The organism is Variovorax sp. OAS795 (assembly GCF_040546685.1).
GTDB lineage: Bacteria > Pseudomonadota > Gammaproteobacteria > Burkholderiales > Burkholderiaceae_C > Variovorax.
Genome location: NZ_JBEPOH010000001.1, coordinates 1,162,892 through 1,183,444 on the forward strand (window position 1 = coordinate 1,162,892; position 20,553 = coordinate 1,183,444).

A 20,553-nucleotide genomic window follows, 5' to 3' on the forward strand; every position below is an offset into this window, starting at 1 on the left:
TAAATCAACGACTTGCAACAGCTATTGGTTTAGGAGCAAAGAGGGGCTGCCTACAGATATTCTTGCGCAGTGCAGCACGCGTTTTGTGCATAAGTCTGGCCTCCTACACCGTTTTTAGGCTTGACAAACGCCCCCGATGTCGTTTTCAGCCGGCGCACGCGTCTGCCGCCGCCGGCGCCTCGCCGTTACAAATCAGCGGCGCAAAGCACGGGACTGGGCGTGCACTGCCTGTACCAGCGCGGCCACGTGGTCCGGCGGCGTGAACTGGCTGATGCCATGGCCCAGGTTGAAGATGTGGGTCGGGCCGGGGCGCGTCGAATCGGTGTGCGGTTGGCCGAAAGCCTTCAGCACCTTCGCCACCTCGGCTTCGATCTGCGCGGGCGGGGCGAACAGCACATTGGGATCGATGTTGCCTTGCAGCGCCTTGGCCTTGCCATCGCTGCCCTCGCCGACGAGGCGTTTTGCGGCCCCCAGGTTCACGGTCCAGTCGACGCCGAGCACTTCGCAGTCGAGCGCGCGCATGGCTTCGAGCCACAGGCCGCCGCCCTTGGTGAACACGATGCGCGGCACCGGCTGGCCGTCGGCGCCGTTGCGCTTCAGGCCGGCCAGCACGCGTTCCGTGTAGGCCAGGCTGAATTCCTGGAAAGCCCCGTCGGCCAGCACGCCGCCCCAGCTGTCGAACACCATCACGGCCTGCGCGCCGGCGTCGATCTGCGCGTTGAGGTACATGGCCACCGAGTCGGCATTGACCGCGAGCAGGCGATGCATCAGGTCGGGGCGGCTGTAGAGCATGCTCTTCACGAGCCGGTAGTCGCTCGAACCCGCGCCTTCGACCATGTAGCAGGCGAGGGTCCAGGGGCTGCCCGAAAAACCGATCAGCGGCACGCGGCCGTCGAGCGCCTTGCGGATCGACGCCACGGCATCGAACACATAGCGGAGCCTGGCCATGTCGGGGACTTCGAGCGCCGCGACGGCGGCTTCGTCACGCACCGGCCGCGCAAAGCGCGGGCCCTCGCCGGCCTCGAAGGACAGGCCCAGGCCCATGGCGTCCGGCACCGTGAGGATGTCGGAAAAGAGAATGGCCGCATCGAGCGGATAGCGCGCCAGCGGCTGCAGCGTGACCTCGGTCGCGTAGTCGACGTTGGTCGCCAGCCCCATGAAGCTGCCGGCCTTGGCACGCGTGGCCACGTACTCGGGCAGGTAGCGCCCGGCCTGGCGCATGAGCCAGACGGGGGTGTGGTCGGTGGCCTGGCGCCAGCAGGCCCGCAGGAAAGTATCGTTTTGCAGTGGGGCGAAAGGCATGCCCCGATTGTCGCAGGGGGACCGTGCTTTCTTTTCGAGTGCTGCTGTATTGCGCTCTTGTTCAGGGCGCTCCTGTTCGGGGGCGCGTGCACAGGCCACCGGGTACTCCCCTCCGCGAATGTCCCCCGCCTTCGGCTCCTCCTTTATTTCGCTGCGGGGAGCACCCGGCGCCCTGTGCCCACTAAGCGCGGCGCTCGTGCTGGCCGATCAACCGGTGCTCTGAACAACACTCCCGCTGGCGGGGTGCCTTGCGTAGCGAAATCAAGGAGGAGCCCGAAGGGCGGGGGACATTCGCGGAGAAAGGTACCCCGTCGGCGGGAGTGCGCCACCAACAGCAGGAACCAGCCGGTTCAGACCACCGGCACCCGCACAGAATCCGCAGGATCTACTTGGCGCCGGTACAGCATCAGCGTGGCGCAAAGCCCGCAGACCGCGGCGGCCGTCATCCACAGGCCCGGCGCGCCCTTGTCGCCGGTCATCTCGATGAGGCCGGTGGCAATGGCCGGCGTGAAGCCGCCGAACAGCGCCGTGGCAAGGCTGTAGGCCAGCGAAAAGCCCGCGGTGCGCACGTTGACGGGCATCACCTCGGTGAGCGCCACCACCATCGCGCCGTTGTAGCTCGCGTAGAGGAACGACAGCCACAGCTCGACCTCGAGCATGCGGCCGAAGCTCGGCGCGGCGACCAGCCACTTGAGCGACGGATAGGCGGTGAAGATGGTCAGCACGGTGAAGAGGATCAGCAGCGGCTTGCGGCCGATGCGGTCGGACAGCGCGCCCATCACCGGCAGCCAGATGAAGTTGGACACCGCCACGCACAGCGTGACGACCAGCGCGTCGGTGGTGCTCAGGTGCAGCACCGACTTGCCGAAGGTGGGCGTGTAGACCGTGATCAGGTAGAACGACACGGTGGTCATCGACACCAGCATCATTCCCGCCGCCACCAGGCCCCAGTTGGCCACCATCGACTGGAAGATCTCGCGCGCGTCGGGCCGGTGCTTGCGTGCCATGAACTCCGCGGTCTCCTGCAGCGAACGGCGGATGATGAACAGCACCGGCACGATCAGGCAGCCGACGAAGAACGGAATGCGCCAGTAGAAGTCGCCGATTTCCTGCGAGGTGAAGGTCACGTTGAGCCAGTAGCCGAGCGCCGCCGCCACGATGATCGCCACCTGCTGGCTGGCCGATTGCCAGCTCACGTAGAAGCCCTTGCGCCCGGGCGTGGCCATTTCCGACAGGTAGACGGACACGCCGCCCAGTTCCACGCCCGCCGAAAAGCCTTGCAGCAGCCGCCCGATCAGCACCAGCAGCGGTGCCGCGAAGCCGATGGTGGCGTAGGCCGGCACGCAGGCGATGAGCAGCGTGCCCAGCGCCATCAGCGCGAGCGTGACGATCAGGCCCTTGCGGCGGCCCACGCGATCGACGTACGCGCCCAGGAAGATCGCGCCCAGCGGCCGCATCAGGAAGCCCGCGCCGAAGGTCATGAAGGTCAGCATCAGCGACGCGAATTCGTCGCCCGCGGGGAAGAAGGCCTTGGAGATCTGCGTGGCGTAGAAGCCGAACAGGAAGAAGTCGAACATCTCCATGAAATTGCCGCCCGTCACGCGCAGCACGGTGGCAAGTTTGGAGGAGGTGGCGGTGTTCGAAGCAGCGGCGCGGGCGGCCGCGCCCTGTTGCGCGTCGGAGTGCGCAGGATTCATCTCGTTGTCCCCTTGGGCGATGTAATGCACCAAGGGTAGGCCGGGGTTCCCGACCGCTGGCTGACGGCGGGAGTCAGGTAGCTGTCACTGCGGGGCTGCGCCCGTTCAGCTCTTGTACTTGACCGAGCAGCCGTAGGGGCGCGTGGAGGCCGCCGAGATCGGCTTGCCGCCGAAGGCTTCGCCCAGCGCCTGGTTCACGTAGTTGGTGGCGCTCTTGATGTCGTCGGGCCGAGCCGAGGCGATGCTGTCGATGCCGCCCGCGTACACCAGCATGCCCTTGGGGTCGATGATGAAGATGTGCGGCGTGGTGCGCGCGCCGTAGGCTTGGCCGATCACGCCGTCCTCGTCCATCAGCACCGCGGTGGGCGATGCCTTCTGCGACTTCATCCAGGCGTCGAGCGCGGCCGGCTGCAGGTAGTCGCTGGCGGCGCGCTCGGTCGAATTGACCGACAGCCACACCACGCCCTGCGCCGTGGCGGCCTTCTGCGTGGCGGGCATGTTGCCGCTGTTGTAGTGCTTGCGCACGAAGGGGCAGCCCGGGTTGGTCCATTCGAGCACCACGAACTTGCCGGCGAAATCGGACAGCTTGTGCTTGGCGCCGCTGGTGTCCACGGCGACGAAATCGGGCGCCTGCTGGCCCACGGCGGGCGCGGCGAAGGCATGGTTGCCCATGAGGAAGGTGGCGCCCAGCGCGACGGCGGCGGCCACCACGGCGCGGCGCGAGGCGCGGCTGAGCGCGGCGCGGGCCTGGCGCGCGGCGCGCAGGGAACGCGAGTCGGACATTGGCGTAAGGGACATGGCCAGCTGGAACTCCAAAAGAAAAACGAACAACGGCGACAGCTTAGAGCGCTTTGCTCATGTGCATGTGACAACCCATGACATGGCGGGGGTCAAAGCGCGGCCAGCGCCGCGCGCACTTCGTCCTTGCCCAGGATTTCAGTCAGCACCACCGGTGGCTTGCCGGGCGCCTGCAGCACGTAGAGCGGCACGCCGCTGCGGCCGAGCGAGGTCAGCGCTGCAGTGATGGCGGGATCGCGGCGGGTCCAGTCGGCCCGCAGCATCGCGACCTTCTTGCTGTCGAAGTCGGCCAGCACCTGGGCATCGGCGAGCGTGGCCTTCTTGTTGTACTGGCAGGTCACGCACCAGGCGGCCGTGAAGTCGATGAACACCGGCTGCCCCGCGCCCGTGAGTTCGGCCACGCGGTCGGCCGACCACGGCTGCCAGCGCTGGCCGGCGTTGGAAGCCATCCTGGCGGGCTCCACCGGCTGCAGCACGTTGCGCCCGATGGCAGCCGTGAGCACCGCGGTGAAGGCGACCAGCACGGTGGCGATGACCAGCCGCGTGCGGCCGCGCAGCGTCAGCGCCCAGACAATGGCCGCCAGGCACACCAGCAGCGCGAGCAGCGTGCCCGCGCCGTCGATACCGCTTTGCTGGCCCAGCACCCACACCAGCCAGGCCACGGTGGCGAACATCGGGAACGCGAGCAGCCGGCGCAGCGTGCCCATCCACGGGCCGGGCTTGGGCAGCAGCCGCGCCACGGCCGGAATGAAGCCCGCGACCAGGTAGGGCAGCGCCAGGCCGAGGCCCAGCGCCGCGAACAGCAGCAGGGCCTGCGCGGCCGGCAGCCCGATCGCAAAGCCGAGCGAGGCGCCCATGAAGGGCGCGGTGCAGGGCGAAGCGATCACCACCGCCAGCACGCCCGAGAGGAAGTCGTTCGCGATCGGGTGCCTGGCCTGCGCCGAGCACAGCGACGTGGGCGCCGCGCGGCCGAACTCGAACACGCCCACCAGGTTGAGGCCCATCAGGGTGAACAGCGCCGCCAGCGCCGCCACCACGGCCGGCGACTGCAGCTGGAAACCCCAGCCGAGCTGGGCGCCGGCCGCGCGCAGCGCCAGCATGGCGCCGCCGAGCGCCAGGAACGACAGCATCACGCCCGCGGTGTAGGCCAGCCCCGCGGTGCGGTGCGCGCTGCGGTTGCCGGCCTGCCGCGCAAAGCCCAGCACCTTGATGGCGAGGATCGGGAACACGCAGGGCATGAGGTTCAGCAGCAGGCCGCCGAACAGGGCGCCGAGCAAGGCGACGATGAAGGTGCCGGCGGGCTGGGGCGGCAGCGCCGTGGACGCGCCCCGATGCGGCAGCGTTCGCCGCGTTCGCGGCATTGGCAGCCAGTGCCGCCTGCAGCGCCGGCGAGACTTCGGTGCGCGGCGCGGCGGCCGCCGGCCAGGTGCCGCCGACCGGCGCCTCGGTGCGCCAGGCCATCGGCTGGCCCGGCTGGCGGTCAGGCTCGGCCAGCGCCACGACAAGTGGCAGGCTCGTCGGGCTGGCGCTGCGCTGGTCGGCCAGCGGCAGCGTGGCGGTCCAGGTGCCGCCCTGCCAGCGCTGTGTCCAGTCCTTGCCCGACTCCGCCGCGGTGCGTATCAGCTCGGGCGTCTCGGGGAAGAAGCCGAGCGTCTTGCCCTGGGCGGCGGCGGGCAGGCCTTCGAGGCGCACTTGCAGATTGTTGCCATTGACTTCGACCGCGCCCGGCTTGGCGAGCGGCTGCGGCTGTGCCGCCTGGGCCGCGTCGAAATCGGCCTTGTGCAGCGCCGTGGAGCCCTGCAGCGGCAGCGCAAGGCTGAACTCGCCCTCTTCGGGGATGCATTCCTTGCGGCACACCAGCCACGTCGCCTTGAGCCGGATGTCCATCGACGAAGCTCCCGCGCCCAGCGCCAGCGGCGGCTTGAAGCTGCTCGACACCTCCAGCGGCACCGGCAGCAGCACCGTGCCCTCGTAGCCGTAGTTGGCAAGGGTGCCGACAGGAATCTTCTTCGGTACGGGCCATGCGATGTCCCCGGCCGCCACGCCCGGCGGCAACGTCCAGTTCAGTTCCGTGGGCAGGCCGGAGTCGCCGGCGTTCTTCCAGTAGGTGTGCCACTCGGGCTGGTGGGTGATCTGCAGCCCGATCCAGACCGGTGCGCCCGGGGTCACGCCCTCGGGCGCGTGCGCGAGCAGTTCGGCGCGCACGTGCGGGGTGGTGACGACGGCGCTGGGCCTGGAGGACAGTTGGGCCGCGGCCGGCATGCAGGCTGCGGCGGTTGCTACAACAAAGGTAGCGAGTTGAAGAATGCGGGAGAAGATCATGCCGATGGGTCGGAGCGGGCGGGCGGTGCGAAGTTCCGGGCGTTCAGGGGCTCAAGCGACCCAGCCCAGCACCACGCGGCGGCTGTTGGCGCTCTTTTTCTCGATTTTGGTGACCATCACCGCGCCGATCTCGGCCGTGTTTGCAACATGCGTGCCGCCGCAGGGCTGGAAGTCGATCTGCGCACCGCCCTCGGCGCCGATGCGGATGGTGCGCACCGTGCCCGTGCCGCGCGGCGGCTGCACGCTCATGCTCTTCACCAGCGCGGGGTTGGCGTCGAGTTCCTCGTCGGTGATGGCGCCCACGGTCAGCGGATGCGCGGCTTCCACCAGCCGCGCGAGCCCGGCCGTGAGCGCTTCCTTGTCGAGCGGCTCGGTCATGTGGAAGTCGATGCGGGCGTAGTCGGGCGTGATCGAACAGCCGTTGACCGGCACCGGCACGAGGTGGCACAGCAGGTGGCTCGCGGTATGAAAGCGCATCAGGCGGTGGCGCCGCTCCCAATCCAGGCGCGCCGTCACGCCGTCGCCGGGCTTCAGTGCGGCCAGCAGCGCGTCCTGCCCGGCGGCCGGCACGTGAATGAATTCGCCGGTGGGCTGGCCTTCGTCATCCTTCGCCTTGCGGGTGTCGGCAATGGCGATTTCGCGGCCGTCGGCCAGTGCCAGCACGCCGGCATCCCCGGCCTGGCCGCCGCCCAGCGGATAGAACACGGTGCGGTCCAGCACCACGCCCGTCTCGTCGATGCGCAGGATGCTGGCTTCGCAGGTGCGCAGGTAGGCGTCGGCGCGGAACAGGTCGTCGGTCATGCGGCCGATGGTAGCGGCGATGCGCCCATGGGGTGCGCCCACGCCAGAAAGCGCCCACGGCCGACAGCCCATCCCGGCGCCGGCCGCATGATTTGGCTCGAGCGGCGCGTGCCGCGACACACCAAGGAGAGCGAATGAAGGTCCGAAGCATCGCCGTGTCTTCCCTGGTCTTCCCCGTGGCCGCGGTGCTGGCGCTGGCCGGCTGCGGTGAAGCCGCCAAGCTCGCGCCCGAGGCCACCGTGGGGCCGCAGCCGCGCCTGGCCGAGCCGAACAAGACCCTGGTCCCCACCGTCAACGTCGCCACCGCGGTGGGCTGGTCCGACACTGCCGGGCCCAAGGCCGCCAACGGCCTGCGGGTGAACGCGCTGGCGCGCGGGCTGGACCATCCGCGCTGGGTCTACACCCTGCCCAATGGCGACGTCCTGGTGGCCGAAAGCAACAAGCCGCCCAAGCCCGAGGGCAGCGACGACGGCGGCAGCGGCCCCGTGGCCAAGGTCCGCAAATGGGTCATGGAGAAGGTCATGAGCCGCGCCGGGGCGGGCGTGCCGAGCCCCAACCGCATCACGCTGCTGCGCGACGCCGACGGCGACGGCGCGGCCGAGCTGCGCCAGGTGTTCCTGTCGAACCTGAGCTCGCCCTTCGGCATGGCGCTGGTCGGCAACGAGCTGTTCATCGCCAACGCGGACGCGCTCGTGAAGGTGCCCTACACCGAGGGGCAGACCTCGGCCAGCGCCGCCCCCACGGTGGTCACGCCGTTACCCGCGGGCATCAACCACCACTGGACCAAGAACGTGATCGCCAGCGCCGACGGCACCAAGCTCTATGTCACGGTCGGCTCCAACAGCAACATCGGCGAGAACGGTCTCGCCGCCGAGGAAGGCCGCGCCGCCATCTGGGAGGTGGACGTCAAGAGCGGCGAGAAGCGCCTGTTCGCGAGCGGTCTTCGCAATCCCAACGGGCTGGCCTGGGAGCCCGAGACCAAGGCGCTGTGGACCGTGGTGAACGAGCGCGACGAAATCGGCAGCGACCTGGTGCCCGACTACCTGACCTCGGTGAAGGACGGTGCCTTCTATGGCTGGCCCTGGAGCTACTACGGCAACCACGTCGATGCGCGCGTCACGCCGCAGCAACCTGAGATGGTGGCCAAGGCCGTGGTGCCGGACTACGCACTGGGATCGCATGTCGCGCCGCTGGGGCTCGCCTTTTCCCAAGCGCGCGGCATGCCGGCCGAGTTTGCGAGCGGCGCCTTCATCGGCGAACACGGCTCCTGGAACCGCAAGCCCAAGTCGGGCTACAAGGTGGTGTTCGTGCCCTTCATCGGCGGCAAGCCGAGCGGGCCGCCGGTCGATGTGCTGACCGGCTTTCTCACCGCCGACGAAAAGGCGCAGGGCCGTCCGGTCGGTGTCGCGCTCGACAAGAACGGCGCGCTGCTGGTGGCCGACGACGTCGGCAACGTGGTCTGGCGCGTGTCGCGCGCAAGGCCGCAGTAGGCGCCTGGCCAGCCGCCAGCGTTGCGGCCATCTTCGGGCCATGCGGCCGATGGTGCTCAGAACCCCGCGAGCACCACCTTGCCTTGCGCGGTGCCGCTCTCGATCAGCGCGTGCGCCTTCCGGAGGTTGGCCGCGTTGATGGTCCCGAAGCTCGCGTTCGCGGTCGTGCGGATGCGCCTCGCGTCGACCAGCGCCGCCACCTCGGCCAGCAGCGCGCCCTGCTCGGCGATGTCCGGCGTCTCGAAGCGCGAGCGCGCGAACATCATTTCCCAATGCAGCGAGATGCACTTGGTCTTGAGCGGCATTGCGTCGAGCGAGGGCAGGTCGTCGATCACCGCGAGCTGGCCCTGGGGCTTGAGGCTTTCGATGATCTGGGCGTAGTGCTGGCCGGTCTGCGTGAGGCTGGCGACCATGTCGACCTCGCCGATGCCGGCGGCTTTCAGTTCGGCTGCGAGCGGCTTCGAATGGTCGATGACCGCGTGCGCGCCGAGCGCCAGGCACCAGGCCCGCGTCTCGGCCCGCGAGGCCGTGGCGACCACGCGAAGCTGCGTGAGCTGGCGCGCAAGCTGGATCAATATCGATCCCACGCCGCCCGCGCCGCCGGTGACCAGCAGCGTCTGTCCGGCGCCGCCGTTCTTCGCCACCTTGAGGCGGTCGAACAGCAGCTCGTAGGCGGTGATGGTGGTGAGCGGCAGCGCGGCGGCCTGCGCATCGTCCAGGCTCCTGGGCGCCAGCGCCACGATGCGCTCGTCGACCGCATGCAGTTCGGCGTTGGCGCCGGGCCGGACGATCGAGCCGGCGTAGTAGACGCGGTCGCCAGTCTTGAAGTTCTGCACCGCGCTCCCGACCGCCTCGACCGTGCCCGCGGCATCCCAGCCCAGTACCTTGGCTTGGCCGGCCTCGGGCGCCATGTTCCTGCGCACCTTGGTGTCGACCGGGTTGACCGAAATCGCCTTCACGCGCACCAGCAGGTCGCGCGGGCCGGGCACGGGCGCGGGCAGTTCGATGTCCTGCAGCGACGCCGGGTTGTCGATCGGAAGGGCTTGGTAGTAGCCGATGGCTTTCATGTCGGAGGACCTTTCTTGAATGGATACCTGCACTGTAGGATGGCAAGCAAGAGTTGATAAGCCGGCCGAAAATGCCAACACTTTCAAATGAAGATTGAAAATCTCTCCGACCTTCAGGTGCTGGTACAGACTGCGCGCGGCGGCACGCTCACGGCGGCGGCCCGTGCGCTGGGCATGACGCCGGCTGCGGCGAGCGCCACGCTCAAGCGGCTGGAAACGCAGCTCGGCGCGCGCCTGTTCGAACGCTCGACCCGCGCCATGCGATTGACCTCGCAAGGCCAGACCCTGCTCGACTACGCGGTGCGCGCCTTCGAACTCCTGGACGAAGGCGAATCGCTGGTCACGGCCGATCGCGGCGAACTGGTCGGCACCCTGCGCGTGGCCGCCCCGTCGGACCTCACGCGCAGCACGCTGCTGCCGTGGTTCGATGAATTCCTTGCGCTGCACCCCGGCGTGCAGCTGTCGCTCTCGGTCGGCGACCGGCTGCTCGACGTGACCCGCGACGAGGTCGACGTGGCGCTGCGCTACGGCGCGCTCGCCGATTCGCGCCTGGTGGCGCGACCCTTTGCGGTGACCAGCCCGCTGCTCACCGCATCGCCCGGCTACCTGCGCCGCCACGCCGCGCCCAGGACGCCGCAAGACCTCGTCCACCACAACTGCCTCACCTTCGACCGCGGCGGGCGCCGCCACCGCACCTGGCGCTTCGGGCAGCACGGCCAATGGACCGAAGTGCGCGTGAAGGGCGACCGCAGCGTGGACGATGCCTCGCTCGCGCGCGAGTGGGCCGTGGCGGGCTACGGCATCACGTTGAAGTCGGCGCTCGATGTGCGCAGCGACATCCATAGCGGCCGACTGGTGCACCTGCTGCCCGAGTGGGACACCGAGCCGTACCCGCTGCATGCACTGCTGCCGAGCGGGCGCTTCGTGCCGGCGCGCGTGCGTGCGCTGGTGGACTTCCTGGCGCTCAAGTTCGAGGCGCTGGCAGCCAGCGCCTAGATCATCGGCGTGACAGCGCCGTCCATCGCGACGATCGCACCGGTGATGTAGCTCGCCTTGGGCGACGCCAGGAACACGACCGCATTGGCAATCTCTTCCGGCGCGGCGATGCGACCGAGCGGCAGGCGGGCCTTCGCACGCTGCAGCGCCTCGTCGCTGCCGATGCCTTGCAGCTTCGCATCGGCCTTCAAGCCTTCCTGCAGCCGCTCGGTCAGCGTGAGCCCGGGGTTCACCGCGTTCACGCGCACGCCCTTGGCCGCGTAGGCCGCGGCCATGCCGGCGCTCACCAGCATCAGCGCCGCGTTGGCCGCGCCGCCGGCCATGTGCACCGGGCTCGCGACCTTGCCGCCCTGGCCGATCACGTTGACGATGGCACCGCTTCCGCGCTGGCCCATGCGCTTCACGACCGGATCGATCATGTGGATGTAGGTGAAGTACTTGGCGTCCATTGCGTCGTGCCAGGCGGCTGCGTCCAGCTCGTCGGGCGGGGTGCGGCGCGCGGCGCCGGCAGAATTGACCAGCACGTCGACCGGGCCGAAGGCCTGCTCGGCCGCATCGAGCGCGGCCAGGGCTCCTGCCGGGTCCTTGAGGTCGGCGGCATGCACCGAAACCTTTGCTTCGGCCTCGGCAAACGCCTCGACCAGCGTCTTGCGGCCCTGCGCCAGGTTCTGCAGGTCGCGCGACACCAGGCTCACGCGCGCGCCCTCGCGCAGGAAGCCCAGCGCGCAGGCCAGGCCGATGCCCTTGCTGCCGCCGGTGATGAGAACGTGGCGGTCCTGGAGTTGCAGATCCATGTGGGTGTCCTTGTGGAGTCGGAGGGAAGCGCGCGTGGCGCGGGGTCGCGTGGATTGAATCACCGCTCTAAGATCGGCGAATGAACGCATCCCCGGTATCCCTGCCCCGCCACTGGTCTCAACTGACGACGCGCGACTTCGCCGCGCTCGATGTGGCAGCCACGGTCGCGGTGCTGCCGCTCGGCGCCACGGAGCAGCACGGGCCGCACCTGCCGCTGGGCGTGGACACGGTGCTGGCCGACGGGATCGTGGCCGCGGCCTTGCCGCTGCTTCCGGCGCAATTGCCGGTGCTGTTCCTGCCGACGCAGCAGATCGGCCTCAGCCCCGAGCATGCGCGATTCGCAGGCACGCTCACGCTGTCGGCCGAGACGCTGATCCGCATGTGGAACGAGATCGGCGCCGGCGTGGCGCGCGCCGGCGTGAAGAAGCTGGTGCTTTTCAACGCGCATGGCGGCCATGTGGGCGCGATGGACATCGTGGCGCGTGAACTGCGTGCGGCGCACGGGCTCATCGTCTACAGCGTGAGCTGGTTCAACCTGCCGCTGGGCGATGCGGGCGCGCAGTTCGGCGCCGACGAACACCGCTTCGGCGTGCATGCCGGCGAGATCGAAACGTCGATGATGCTGGCGCTCGCGTCGCAGCAGGTGCGCATGGGCGAGGCGAAGAATTTCCGCTCCACGTCCGAGCAGCGTGCGGCCGACTACGCGATCCTCGGCAACGGCAAGAGCGCCAAGCTCGGCTGGGCCATGGAGGACTACAACGCGCAGGGTGCGGCGGGCAATGCGGCCGCGGCGACCGCTGCGCGTGGGCAGGCTGTCGTCGATGCGGCGGCTGCGCAGCTCGCGTTGTTGCTGGCCGAGGTGTCCCGGCTGCCGCTGGAGACGGCCAATACAGGGCCGCTGCCGTAGCCTTTCGTGCATTGACTTGTGCTGTGTCGTGGCGCGCTCCCGCCGACGGCGTGCTCTGCTCCGCGAATGTCCCCCGGCCTGCGGCCTCCTCCTTTATTTCGCTGCGCAGAGCACACCATCGACGTGAGCGTTATTCGCAGCGGTCGTTGATCAGCCAGCACGAGGGCAGCGCCTTGTGTGCACAGGGCGCCGGGTGCTCCCCGCAGCGAAATAAAGGAGGAGGGCGAAGCCCGGGGGGCATTCGCGGAGGGGAGTACCCGGTGGCCTGTGCATGCGCCCTGAACAGCAGACGAACGAACTTAAGGCTTCGCGCCACCCCGCCCCAGCACCCCCGCGAACATGTCCGAATCGACATTGCCGCCGCTCACGCAGATCCCCACCGTCTTGCCGCGCCAGCGCTCCTGCTGCTGCAACGCGCCCGCCAGTGCCGCAGCGCCGGCGCCTTCGGCGACGTTGTGCGTGTCGCTGAAGAGAATGCGCATGGCCTCGGCAACCTCGTCGTCGCTCACGGCGATCACGTCGTCGGCTTCGCGCAGGATCACCTCGACCGACTCCGGCACCGGCGTGCGGCAGGCCATGCCGTCGGCCAGCCGCGTGCCGGCCGGCGACTCGATGGGCCGGCCCGCGCGAAAGGAATCCTGGTACGCGGTGGCATGCGCCGACACCACGCCGATGAGCCGGGTCGATACGCCGCAATGGGCCCGTGCCGCGGCTGCGGCGGCAAAGCCGGAGCCCAGGCCGATGGGCACGAACAGCACGTCGGGCGGCGTGTCTTTCAGTGCACTGAAGAACTCGACATAGGCGGTCGACACACCGCGCACCAGCTCGCGGTGGAACGAGGGCACACGATGCATGCCGTCGCGCTCGGCGAGCATGCCTGCGTGCTCCGAGGCCGCCTGGAAATCGCCGCCATGCTCGACCAGTTCCACGCCCAGCGCGCGCATGGCGGCGTTCTTCTCGAGCGAGTTGCCATGCGGCACCACGATGGTGGCCGCTAGCCCATGGCGCCTCGCCGCAAAGCCGACCGACTGGCCGTGGTTGCCGCGCGTGGCCCTGATGACGCGGCGCACGCCGGGTTGCTCGCGCGCCAGGGTCTCGAAGTAGATCAGCCCGCCGCGGATCTTGAAGGCGCCCGCGGGCGTGTGGTTCTCGTGCTTGGCCCACACCGTGCTGCCCAGTCGCTGCGAAAGCAGCGGCCAGGCGTATTGCGGCGTGGGCGGCATGGCGGCTGCGACCGTGCGCTGCGCCGATTCGATCTCTTCGCGGGTGAACCTCACGGGCTGTTTCCTTCTACTTGCGTTCCGTCAGCGCGACACGCACCGCCAGCGCGGCGAGCACGCTGCCCATCACGTAGCGCTGCGCGCGCAGCCAGCCGGCGCTTTGCGACAGCACGGCCGTGATGCTGGCCGCGCCGAAGATCATCACGGTGTTGACCGCGGCGCTGCTCGCCATCTGCGCGGCGCCCAGCTGCAGGCTCTGCAGCAGCACCGAGCCGCGCTCGGGATGGATGAACTGCGGAAAGAACGAGAGGTAGAACATCGCGACCTTCGGGTTCAGCAGGTTGGTGAGAAAGCCCATGCGAAACAGCCTGCCCGGCGGATCGGCCGGCAGCGCGCGGGCCTCGAATGGCGCATTGCCGCCGGGCTTGACCGCCTGCCAGGCGAGCCACAGCAGGTAGGCCGCGCCGGCCAGCCGGATGGCGTCGAACGCGATCGGCACGGCCAGCAGCAGTGCGGTGAGCCCGAGCGCGGCCGCGAACAGGTGGGCGAGAAAAGCCATCATCACGCCGCCGAGCGAGACCAGCCCTGCGCGGCGGCCCTGGATCAGCGTGCGCGACACGCAATAGATCATGTTGGGACCCGGCGTGAGCGCGAGCAGCACGGAAGCGAGCGCGAACCAGGCGATTTCGGTGAGGCTGAGCATGGCGGTCAGAGCCCTTCGGACTGAAGCGTGACGGGACCGCGGGGCGTCTCGAGCACCGCGACGAGATTGGGCGCGCCGGGCTGCACGGCCATGTCCGCCATGCCGATGGCCGACAGCGCGGCAGACAGGTCGGCCGCGCGCGGATGCGTGGCGTGCAGCGATCGCATCGAAAGCCCCGACGCGGGCATGGCGTCGGTGGGGTGCACCGGCCCCCACTGGATCAGCGTGGGCAGTGCGCCGTAGAAGAGTCGCTGGCCGTCGTCGCGCACGGTGATCTGCCATTCGAGCCGGCCGGCGGGCGTGTCGCGCGAGGCCTCGAGCAGGTGGCCGCGGTCGATGTGCGCGCGCTCGTCGCGCGCCAGGGCCTGCCGCGCGGCGTGCGCGTCGGGCACGCGCGCCACGAAGTGCACCAGCCGGGGCCCGCGCCGCGCGAGTGCCGCCTGCAGCACTGCGTCGTCCAGGTCGAACCAGCGGCGCGTGCCGGGGCGCGATGGCCGCTTGCCGGGCTCGATGGCGATGATCTCGAGGTAGGCCTGCGGAAAGGCCGCGCTCGCGATGTTCAGCAGTCGATTGTGCGTGCCCATCAGCGGATGCGAACCGCCCGGGCCGGGCGTCAGGCCCAGCGTGGCCTCGCACCACGCCACGCCTTCGGCCAGCGACGCGGCGGCAATCACGAGGTGGTCGAGCTGCGCGCGCATGGCGTTCTCCTTACAGCGTGACCTGGCCGTCGATGCAGGTCACGGCATCGCCGCCGACCCAGACCTTGCCGTCGGCGTCGCGCTCGATGGCCACGCGCCCCGCGCGCCCGAGGCACTGTCCCTGCGCGGCCACGTAGCGCTCGGGCATGTGGCCGTCGGCGATCAGCCACTCGGCCAGGCTGGCATTGAGGCTGCCGGTGACCGGGTCTTCCTCGACGCCGATGGGCGCGGCAAAAGCGCGCACCTCGAGATCGATCTTCAGGCCGTCCCCGGCTCCGGCCATCGCGGCCTTGCCGCCGAAGGCGCGCGCCTCGCGGTTCGAGCGGCCGATCAGCATCGACGAGCCCTCCGCCACCGGCACGCCCGCCACGCCGGCCTTGACGCCCAGTTCCTTGAGCATCCGGTGGTCGGGCACGAGCCTGAGCACGGTGTCGGCATCGCTGAGCAGCAGGCCGAACCAGACCGGGCCGTTGTCGAGCACCTGCGCCGCGACGATCTGCTGTGCCTTCAGGCCCAGTGCGCCCGCCACCTTGGCGAGCAGCGTGGGGCTCGGCGCGCTGCGCTTGAGCGGCGGGGCCGAGAAGGCCAGCCGCTCGCCGTCCTGGCGCAGCGGCACGAGGCCGGCTGCGCACTGCTGCACGATGCGGCCCGCCGCCTTGGGCTTGCCGCCGGCCTGCAGCCAGGCATGGCAGCTGCCGATGGTCGGGTGGCCCGCGAAAGGCAGCTCGCCGCCGGGCGTGAAGATGCGCACGCGGTAATCGGCCGTGGGCTCCGTCGGCGGCAGCACGAAGGTGGTTTCGGACAGGTTGGTCCACTGCGCAAAGCGCTGCATCTCGGCGTCGTCCAGCCCGCTGCCGTCGAGCACCACGGCCAGCGGATTGCCGAGGTAGGGCGTTGCGGTGAAGACGTCGACTTGTTTGAACGGGCGGGATTTCATGCGTGTCATTCGAGCGGAAGGTCGAGCACGCCGCGCGTGCCCGGACGGGAAATGAGTTCGCCGTACCAGCGCTCGAGGTGCGGCCAGCTGGGGCGCTGGTATTCGCCCGGCGGCAGGCCGAACCAGCGGTGAGCTTCGCAGCCGATGGGGATGTCGGCCATCGTGAAGCGCTCGCCGGCCATGTAGGGCTGCCGCGCAAGGTGCGCGTCGAGCATGGCGAACAGCGCTTCGCTCGCATGGACGGAAGCGTCGATGAGCGCGAAATCGCGGTCGGCCGGCGCCGTGCGCACCCATTGCACGAACGCATCGCGGCTCGCGCGGTTGAGCGTGGTCTGCTGCCAGTCCATCCAGCGCTCGGCGTCGAAGCGTGCGGGCAGGTCGCTCGGGTAGAACTTTCCGTGCGAATGCCTGGCGCACAGGTAGCGCACGATCACGTTCGATTCCCAGAGCGTGACGCGGTCGCTGCCTTCGCCGTCGTCGATGGTGGGCACCATCGCGTTCGGGTTGAGCGCCAGGTACTCGGGCGTTTGCACCACGCCGAACCGGCCACCGGCTTCGGTGCGTTGAAAGTCCAGCCCGAGTTCCTGTGCGCACCAGACGACTTTGCGCACGTTGATCGAACTGATGCGGCCCCAGATGTTGAGCATGTGTTCAGCTTCCTTGGACAGGTGTGGCGGACAGGGTGGACGGCACGGAGGGACGGTCGAGCAGCAGCAGGCGAATCGCCAGGCCGACCATCACCAGCGCCAGCAGTCCGCGCTGCAATTTCTCGGCCCCCGGGCGGCGCTGCAGCCAGCGGCCAACCTGACCGCTGCAAGCGCCGAGCAGCGTGTTGAAAGCGAGCGCGGCAGCCGAGAGCATGACGCCGAGCTGCACCAGTTGCAAGGGCACGCTGCCGCGCGCCGGGTCCACAAACTGCGGCAGGAACACCATGAAGAACAGCAGCGCCTTCGGATTGACGAGGTTGTTGAGGAAAGCCATGCGCACGATGCGCGCGAACGCCGAGGGCTGCGCCTTGGTGCCCGCCGGAAGGCGGCCGCCGCTGCGCACGGCCTGCACCGCGAGCCACAGCAGGTACAGCGCGCCGGCATAGCGCAGCAGGTCGAAGGAGGGCGGCCACGCCGCCACCAGCGCCGTGACGCCCGTGGCTGCGAAGAGCGTGTGCACCAGGTCGGCCGACGAGATGCCCAGCGCCGCCGCAAAACCGCCGCGCGGCCCGTGCGCCACGCCGTGCGAAAGCACGAACGCCATGTTCGGCCCGGGCGACAGGAACAGCGCGAGGACGGCCAGCAGGAAGATCGCGAAGGTGGCGGGGCTGATCATGGCGTGTCTTGCAGGCCTTCCTTCAGGCAGTGGCAGCCGCAGGAACTTGCGGCAGGTACGGTTCGATGTTGCGCATGGCGCGCGCAACGTAGTCTTCCTTCTCGCCGACCGGCGCGACATAGTGCAGGGCGCTCCTGGCAGCTTCGATGCCTTCGCTGCGCGCGATGAGCCAGGCTGCAAGGTAGGGCGCCGACAGGCAGCCGCCGGCGGTGGCTACGTTGCCGCTTGCGAAGAAAGGCTGGTTCAGCACTTCGACGCCGGCCTCCTGCACCCAGGGCTTGGTCGTGAGGTCGGTGCACGCCGGCACTGCGCCGAGCAGGCCCAGCTTGGCGAGCAGCAGCGTGCCGGAACACTGGGCGCCGATCAGCTGCCGTCCGGCATCGAGCCGGCCCAGCACCCCCATGATGACGGGGTCGGCCGCAATCTCCCGCGTGCGGATGCCGCTGCCAACGAGCACCGCCTCGGCCTCGGTGGCCGCTTCGAGCGTGGCGCTCGCATGCACGGTGACGCCGTTCATCGAGGTGACCGTGGGGCTCGGCGCGGCCAGCGTCACGCGCCAGCCCGGCTTCTTGATGCGGTTGAGCACGCCGAGCGCGATCAGCGAGTCGAGTTCATTGAAGCCGTCGAAGGTGAGGATGGCGATGTGCATGGAGACCCTCGTGTGTCAGACGGGTTCGGGCGCGAGCGTGCGTTCGCCCAGCAGCGCGAGTTCTTCGCGCAGCGTGAGGGCCAGCGCGGCGATCGCGATGTCGATCTCTTCGACACTGGCCGTCACGAACGACAGGCGCAGCGTGCGCGGATCGCCCTGGCCCGCGTAGAAGGGCGCGCCGGGAACGAACGCCACGTTGCGCTCCACCGCCTTGGGCAGCAGCGCCACCGTGTCGATGCCGTCGGGCAAGCGCGCCCACAGGAACATGCCGCCCTTGGGCGCGTTGAACTTCACGTCGAGGCCGGCCATCTCGCGCGTGAGCGCCGCGATCATCGCGTCGCGCTGGCGCTTGTAGAGCGCGCGGATGGTGGGCACGTGGCGCTCGAGGAAGTTGTCTTTCATCACCGCCGACACCATGCGCTGCGTGAAGATGGGCGTGTGCAGGTCGACCGCCTGCTTGGCCTGCAGCAGCTTGGGATAGATGGCCTTGGGCGCGACCAGGAAGCCCAGCCGCAGGCCGGGGGCCAGCACCTTGGAGAACGAGCCCAGGTAGATGCAGCCTTCGGGGTTGCGCGCCGTCAGCGGCAGCGGCGGGGCTTCGTCGAACCACAGCTCGCCGTAGGGGTTGTCTTCCACGATAGGCAGGCCCGCCGCGGCAGCCGCGGCCGACACGGCGGCGCGGCGCTCTTCGGTCATGGTGCGGCCGGTGGGGTTCTGGAAGTTGGGCAGCAGGTAGACGAAGCGTGCGTCCTTCGACTTGGCCAGCAGGTCTTCGACGATCACGCCGTCGTTGTCGCTGGCCACGCTCACGGGTTCCGGCTCCATCGGGCCGAAGGCCTGCAGCGCGCCGAGGTAGGTCGGCGTCTCGACCAGCACCTTGCTGCCGGGATCGAGCAGCACCTTGGCCACAAGGTCGAGGCCCTGCTGCGAGCCGGTGGTGATGAGCACCTGCGCGGGGTCGACGTTCCACGGCAGCATGTCGGCCACGGCCTGCCGCAGCGGCGCATAGCCTTCGCTCGCGGCGTATTGCAGGGCCGCCTGGCCGTCGTTGTGCAGCACCTCGGCGCAGGCGTCGGCAAAGGCCTGGATCGGGAAGGTCTTGGGCGAGGGCAGGCCGCCGGCCAGGCTGATGATGCCGGGGCGCTCGGTGACCTTGAGGATTTCACGCAGCACCGACGGGTTCATCTTGGCGGCGCGGGCGGCGAGTTTCCAGTTCATGCGTTCTTCTTTCGGGCGGGTGGGGTGAGAGGCGGATTCGGTCAGGATTGTTCGGCACGCGCAGCGCGCGCCGGGATCGCGGCGGCGGGCCGCGGCTGCGAAAGGCGCTTGCCCAGCATCACCGTGCAGACCACGGCAATGGCAAAGCCCAGCGTGACCACGTCGAGCGGTTCGCCCAGCAGCGGAATGGAGGCAAGTATCGAGAGAAAGGGCTGCAGGAGCTGGGTCTGGCTCACGCGCAGCGCGCCGCCCATCGCGAGGCCCCGGTACCAGGCGAAGAAGCCGATCCACATCGAGAACACGCCGACGTAGACGAAGCCCGCCCAGGCCGACGTGGCAATCGGTTCTTGCGGCCACAAAGCCCAGGTGGCGGGCACGGTGACGGGCAGCGCCATCACGCAGACCCAGCAGATCACGCGCTCGGCGCCGAGCGCCGGCGTGACCTGCGCGCCGTAGATGTAGCCGAACGAAGCCGCGATGACCGCGCCGACCAGCAGCAGGTCGGCCCATTCGAAACCGAAGCCGTGGCCGTTCTGGCTGGCGCGCAGCAGCGAGAACAGCACGACCAGCACGCTGCCCGCCACGGCGCAAAGCCAGAAACCGAGCCGTGCGCGCTGGTGCAGCACCAGCGCCGCCACCGCCGCGGTGACCAGCGGCAGCAGCGCGGTGACCACGGCCGCGTGGCTTGCCGTGACCACGCGCAAAGCGTAGGCCAGCAGCAGCGGATAGCCGATCACGTTGCCGAGCACCGCCATGCCGAGCGGCTTCCACTGGTGCGGCGCCGGCCGCGGCGAGCGCGTGGCCAGCAGGAAGACCGTCGAGAGAACGCCGGCCAAGGCGGCCCGCCCGAGCGTGACGAACCAGGGCGAGAGCTGGGGCGCGCCCTGCGTGCCGGTGGCCAGCCGCGTCATCGGCAAGGTGATGGCGAACAGCGCCACGCCGATCACGCCGAGCCACATCCCGAGGGTCTCGTCCTTGATGCGAACCAGCTTCATACGCTCAGCATCCACCAGGCCGTGAGCACCAGCACCAGGGCCATGGTGCGGTTGAACCACAGCAGGCGCCTGCCCTTGGCAAGCCAGTCGCGCAGCAGCGCGCCGGCCAGCGCATACGTGAAGTTGCTGACGAAGGCGTAGACCAGCATCACCGGCGCGACGATGGCGAAGCGGCCGAGCGCATCGGGCTGCCCGGCGATCCAGCCCGCCACCAGCGTGAGTGCGAGCAGCCAGGCCTTGATGTTGACGAACTGCAGCATCACGCCCTGGCCGAAGCCGATGTTCAGGTTGGCGCCATCGGCGCGGCCGAGCGTGCCGCTGCCGCTGAGCTTGCAGGCCAGCCACAGCAGGTAGCCCACGCCAAGCACCTTGATCGCCAGGCGCAGCGCAGGCACCGCCACCACCAGCGCGCCGATGCCGGCCGCGCACAGCACCAGGAGCAGCGTCCAGCCGACCGGCACCGCCATCACGAAGCGCATGGCACGCGGCAGGCCGCCGTTGGCAGCCAGCGCGGTGGACAGGGTGGTGTTGGGACCGGGCGAGAAGCTCATCGCCGTGGCCAGCACCAGCAGGGCGGTGAATTCTTGCCAGTTCATTCCATACACTCTAAACTTTGGACCATTACAGTTCCGGTA

General features: G+C 69.4%; 19 protein-coding genes and 1 pseudogene. 3 read left to right on the top strand and 17 right to left on the bottom strand.

Features of this window, described 5'->3' with window-relative positions; genetic code table 11:
- Positions 1 to 192: 192 nt before the first annotated feature.
- From hemE to ABID97_RS05555, 5 genes and pseudogenes are all read right to left on the bottom strand, one after another.
- A complete protein-coding gene (gene hemE / locus ABID97_RS05535) occupies positions 193 to 1,302 on the bottom strand; it encodes a uroporphyrinogen decarboxylase (RefSeq protein WP_354397536.1) in 1,110 nt (369 codons plus the stop codon).
- A 350-nt stretch (positions 1,303 to 1,652) separates the two neighbouring features.
- Positions 1,653 to 2,999 carry an MFS transporter gene (locus ABID97_RS05540; RefSeq protein ID WP_354397537.1) on the bottom strand — a complete coding sequence of 449 codons (1,347 nt, stop codon included), beginning with the start codon at positions 2,997 to 2,999 and terminating at the stop codon, positions 1,653 to 1,655.
- 105 nt (positions 3,000 to 3,104) lie between these two features.
- Entirely contained in the window at positions 3,105 to 3,797 is a 693-nt protein-coding gene (locus ABID97_RS05545) for a redoxin domain-containing protein (RefSeq protein ID WP_354397538.1), read from the bottom strand.
- Positions 3,798 to 3,889: 92 nt separating this feature from the next.
- Positions 3,890 to 6,119 (bottom strand): annotated as a pseudogene (locus ABID97_RS05550) (protein-disulfide reductase DsbD family protein).
- 51 nt (positions 6,120 to 6,170) lie between these two features.
- Positions 6,171 to 6,920 (bottom strand): alanyl-tRNA editing protein, encoded by a 750-nt coding sequence (locus tag ABID97_RS05555; RefSeq protein WP_354397539.1) that lies wholly within the window; start codon positions 6,918 to 6,920, stop codon positions 6,171 to 6,173.
- Between the two features lie 134 nt (positions 6,921 to 7,054).
- On the opposite strand from ABID97_RS05555, the gene ABID97_RS05560 reads away from it, so the two are divergent.
- Positions 7,055 to 8,410: a PQQ-dependent sugar dehydrogenase gene (locus ABID97_RS05560; protein WP_354397540.1), complete on the top strand. Its 1,356-nt coding sequence runs from the start codon at positions 7,055 to 7,057 to the stop codon at positions 8,408 to 8,410.
- Positions 8,411 to 8,466: 56 nt separating this feature from the next.
- On the opposite strand, the gene ABID97_RS05565 is transcribed toward ABID97_RS05560, so the two are convergent.
- Positions 8,467 to 9,477: a zinc-binding alcohol dehydrogenase family protein gene (locus tag ABID97_RS05565; protein WP_354397541.1), complete on the bottom strand. Its 1,011-nt coding sequence runs from the start codon at positions 9,475 to 9,477 to the stop codon at positions 8,467 to 8,469.
- 87 nt (positions 9,478 to 9,564) lie between these two features.
- Between ABID97_RS05565 and ABID97_RS05570 the strand changes: the two genes are divergently transcribed.
- Entirely contained in the window at positions 9,565 to 10,473 is a 909-nt protein-coding gene (locus ABID97_RS05570; RefSeq protein ID WP_354397542.1) for a LysR family transcriptional regulator, read from the top strand.
- On the opposite strand, the gene ABID97_RS05575 is transcribed toward ABID97_RS05570, so the two are convergent.
- Entirely contained in the window at positions 10,470 to 11,267 is a 798-nt protein-coding gene (locus tag ABID97_RS05575) for an SDR family oxidoreductase (protein WP_354397543.1), read from the bottom strand. The genes ABID97_RS05570 and ABID97_RS05575 overlap by 4 nt on opposite strands.
- A gap of 80 nt (positions 11,268 to 11,347) precedes the next feature.
- Here ABID97_RS05575 and ABID97_RS05580 point away from each other — a divergent pair, with 80 nt between their 5' ends.
- Complete coding sequence (locus ABID97_RS05580) at positions 11,348 to 12,175, top strand: creatininase family protein (RefSeq protein WP_354397544.1); 828 nt, start codon at positions 11,348 to 11,350, stop codon at positions 12,173 to 12,175.
- Between the two features lie 299 nt (positions 12,176 to 12,474).
- Here the strand turns inward: ABID97_RS05580 and ABID97_RS05585 are convergent, their stop codons facing one another.
- From ABID97_RS05585 to ABID97_RS05630, 10 genes are read right to left on the bottom strand one after another with little or no spacing between them, the layout of a single operon-like run.
- Positions 12,475 to 13,452 (bottom strand): threonine dehydratase, encoded by a 978-nt coding sequence (locus ABID97_RS05585; RefSeq protein WP_354397545.1) that lies wholly within the window; start codon positions 13,450 to 13,452, stop codon positions 12,475 to 12,477.
- Positions 13,453 to 13,465: 13 nt separating this feature from the next.
- Positions 13,466 to 14,098 carry a LysE family translocator gene (locus ABID97_RS05590; protein ID WP_354397546.1) on the bottom strand — a complete coding sequence of 211 codons (633 nt, stop codon included), beginning with the start codon at positions 14,096 to 14,098 and terminating at the stop codon, positions 13,466 to 13,468.
- A 5-nt stretch (positions 14,099 to 14,103) separates the two neighbouring features.
- On the bottom strand, positions 14,104 to 14,796 hold the full coding sequence (locus ABID97_RS05595; RefSeq protein WP_354397547.1) for a VOC family protein: 693 nt from the start codon (positions 14,794 to 14,796) through the stop codon (positions 14,104 to 14,106).
- A 10-nt stretch (positions 14,797 to 14,806) separates the two neighbouring features.
- A complete protein-coding gene (locus tag ABID97_RS05600; RefSeq protein ID WP_354397548.1) occupies positions 14,807 to 15,733 on the bottom strand; it encodes a PhzF family phenazine biosynthesis protein in 927 nt (308 codons plus the stop codon).
- 5 nt (positions 15,734 to 15,738) lie between these two features.
- A complete protein-coding gene (locus ABID97_RS05605; protein WP_354397549.1) occupies positions 15,739 to 16,380 on the bottom strand; it encodes a glutathione S-transferase family protein in 642 nt (213 codons plus the stop codon).
- A gap of 4 nt (positions 16,381 to 16,384) precedes the next feature.
- A complete protein-coding gene (locus tag ABID97_RS05610) occupies positions 16,385 to 17,056 on the bottom strand; it encodes a LysE family translocator (RefSeq protein ID WP_354397550.1) in 672 nt (223 codons plus the stop codon).
- 22 nt (positions 17,057 to 17,078) lie between these two features.
- Positions 17,079 to 17,705: a DJ-1/PfpI family protein gene (locus ABID97_RS05615; protein WP_354397551.1), complete on the bottom strand. Its 627-nt coding sequence runs from the start codon at positions 17,703 to 17,705 to the stop codon at positions 17,079 to 17,081.
- 15 nt (positions 17,706 to 17,720) lie between these two features.
- Complete coding sequence (locus ABID97_RS05620; RefSeq protein ID WP_354397552.1) at positions 17,721 to 18,923, bottom strand: aminotransferase-like domain-containing protein; 1,203 nt, start codon at positions 18,921 to 18,923, stop codon at positions 17,721 to 17,723.
- A gap of 41 nt (positions 18,924 to 18,964) precedes the next feature.
- The gene (locus tag ABID97_RS05625) at positions 18,965 to 19,918 is read right to left on the bottom strand and encodes a DMT family transporter (protein WP_354397553.1); all 954 of its coding nucleotides are present in this window, start codon (positions 19,916 to 19,918) and stop codon (positions 18,965 to 18,967) included.
- Positions 19,915 to 20,514 carry a LysE family translocator gene (locus tag ABID97_RS05630; protein ID WP_354397554.1) on the bottom strand — a complete coding sequence of 200 codons (600 nt, stop codon included), beginning with the start codon at positions 20,512 to 20,514 and terminating at the stop codon, positions 19,915 to 19,917. Before ABID97_RS05630 ends, ABID97_RS05625 begins: the two co-directional genes overlap by 4 nt.
- Between the last annotated feature and the right edge of the window lie 39 nt (positions 20,515 to 20,553).

Coding starts and splice junctions, on each gene's coding strand:
- ABID97_RS05570 (WP_354397542.1), top strand. CDS start 9,565: ATGAAGATTGAAAATCTCTCCGACCTTCAGGTGCTGGTACAGACTGCG.
- ABID97_RS05565 (WP_354397541.1), bottom strand. CDS start 9,477: ATGAAAGCCATCGGCTACTACCAAGCCCTTCCGATCGACAACCCGGCG.
- ABID97_RS05595 (WP_354397547.1), bottom strand. CDS start 14,796: ATGCGCGCGCAGCTCGACCACCTCGTGATTGCCGCCGCGTCGCTGGCC.
- ABID97_RS05610 (WP_354397550.1), bottom strand. CDS start 17,056: ATGATCAGCCCCGCCACCTTCGCGATCTTCCTGCTGGCCGTCCTCGCG.
- ABID97_RS05605 (WP_354397549.1), bottom strand. CDS start 16,380: ATGCTCAACATCTGGGGCCGCATCAGTTCGATCAACGTGCGCAAAGTC.
- ABID97_RS05630 (WP_354397554.1), bottom strand. CDS start 20,514: ATGAACTGGCAAGAATTCACCGCCCTGCTGGTGCTGGCCACGGCGATG.
- ABID97_RS05620 (WP_354397552.1), bottom strand. CDS start 18,923: ATGAACTGGAAACTCGCCGCCCGCGCCGCCAAGATGAACCCGTCGGTG.
- ABID97_RS05615 (WP_354397551.1), bottom strand. CDS start 17,705: ATGCACATCGCCATCCTCACCTTCGACGGCTTCAATGAACTCGACTCG.
- ABID97_RS05575 (WP_354397543.1), bottom strand. CDS start 11,267: ATGGATCTGCAACTCCAGGACCGCCACGTTCTCATCACCGGCGGCAGC.
- ABID97_RS05600 (WP_354397548.1), bottom strand. CDS start 15,733: ATGAAATCCCGCCCGTTCAAACAAGTCGACGTCTTCACCGCAACGCCC.
- ABID97_RS05580 (WP_354397544.1), top strand. CDS start 11,348: ATGAACGCATCCCCGGTATCCCTGCCCCGCCACTGGTCTCAACTGACG.
- ABID97_RS05540 (WP_354397537.1), bottom strand. CDS start 2,999: ATGAATCCTGCGCACTCCGACGCGCAACAGGGCGCGGCCGCCCGCGCC.
- ABID97_RS05625 (WP_354397553.1), bottom strand. CDS start 19,918: ATGAAGCTGGTTCGCATCAAGGACGAGACCCTCGGGATGTGGCTCGGC.
- ABID97_RS05545 (WP_354397538.1), bottom strand. CDS start 3,797: ATGTCCCTTACGCCAATGTCCGACTCGCGTTCCCTGCGCGCCGCGCGC.
- ABID97_RS05590 (WP_354397546.1), bottom strand. CDS start 14,098: ATGCTCAGCCTCACCGAAATCGCCTGGTTCGCGCTCGCTTCCGTGCTG.
- ABID97_RS05555 (WP_354397539.1), bottom strand. CDS start 6,920: ATGACCGACGACCTGTTCCGCGCCGACGCCTACCTGCGCACCTGCGAA.
- ABID97_RS05560 (WP_354397540.1), top strand. CDS start 7,055: ATGAAGGTCCGAAGCATCGCCGTGTCTTCCCTGGTCTTCCCCGTGGCC.
- hemE (WP_354397536.1), bottom strand. CDS start 1,302: ATGCCTTTCGCCCCACTGCAAAACGATACTTTCCTGCGGGCCTGCTGG.